1 protein-coding gene is annotated in these 1,222 nt (G+C 49.5%); it reads right to left on the bottom strand.

All coding sequences use genetic code 11. The features are described from left to right. Nucleotides 1-1,152, bottom strand: a 1,152-nt coding sequence (tnpC, locus tag BKD12_RS16130; protein WP_070090364.1) for an IS66 family transposase, incomplete at its 3' end; no start/stop codon positions are given. Nucleotides 1,153-1,222 lie beyond the last annotated feature (70 nt).

The following is a 1,222-nucleotide window of genomic DNA, read 5'->3' as shown; positions in this document are numbered from 1 at the left end:
AGCAGCCAACTGATTGTCCAGATGATAGATGGCCCCGATCCGCTTCACAGCTTCATACGCAACGGTATCTTTTGCAGTTTTTTGTGCTGCTTTCGGAAGGGCTTTTAAAGCATCTGAGAAATAGCGCCTTGCATGTGTCCAGCACCCGGCAAATGTGATATCCGGATTTTCCCGGTCCAGCTTCCTGTAAGCGGAATAGCCGTCACAGACAACTACACCTGTAAAGCCCTTCAGGAATTCTTGCGGGTGGTCTGCTTTTCGGGTCCGCTGATATTCATACAGGACGATGGGCGTATCTTTGTAGATCTTCCCAGTGCGGTAGATCCACATATAACTCTTGCTGTTTGCGGGACGCCCATCCTTCGATACCATGACCGGAGTTTCGTCGGCCTGCAGCACATGGAAACGGTACAGTTCTTTATGGAGATAATCATAAAGGATTCCCAGATACCGGTCCGCACACTGGATCATCCAGTTCGCCATCACCTGCTTGGAAATGTGGATGTCGTTCCGCAGGAATTCCTGACTGATCCGGTACAGAGGAAGCCCGTTTACATACTTGGCATTCATGATACTTGCCGCCAGAGAAGGAGTCAGGATGCTGTTCCGCAGCAGATCTCTCGGACGGTCTGCCTTAACGATCGTCTGATTGTCCTTGCCGGCATAGACAGCTACATGATGCTCTTCGACTGTGTACACAGCCGGCTGAACACGGACTCTTTTATAAACTTCATCCGGAAGCCTCTTCCAGCCATCCGGACCGAAGAGTTCCTGCAGTTTTTCATCCGAAAGAGTATGAGGGATCACTTCAATTGGAAGATCCTTTAAATCTTCCTCACGTTTCCCTTTCCTTTTCCGGCGGCCGACCTGGATCACATCCTCTTCAGCCGGCTCAACGACATAGAGTGTTTCCGTCAGGGCTTCGGCTTCGTTAAAGATGAGTTCCAGTTCTAACTGGCCTGCTATGACATCCAGTTTTTCAGAAGAACGCCCATAGCGTTTATTGCTGGCGTCAGCGATCTGCTCGATCAGACGCTCCATGTTTGCGTTCAGCTGGCTCAGCTGATCCTGCATGGACAGGATCACTGCTACGAGTGTCTCTTTGCTGAAGCTGTTCAGTTCTTCTGGTGAGTAGATCTTTGACTTTGACATGTCCGGTGCTCCTTTGTTTTGCTGGAACTATTGTACCGCAAAACAAAAGAAAAAGCGAACCACACAAAAA

The organism is Merdimonas faecis (genome assembly GCF_001754075.1).
GTDB classification, from domain to species: Bacteria; Bacillota; Clostridia; order Lachnospirales; family Lachnospiraceae; genus Merdimonas; species Merdimonas faecis.
The sequence above is the reverse complement of the archived record's forward strand: the minus strand, read 5'-3'. Positions and strand labels throughout refer to the sequence as shown.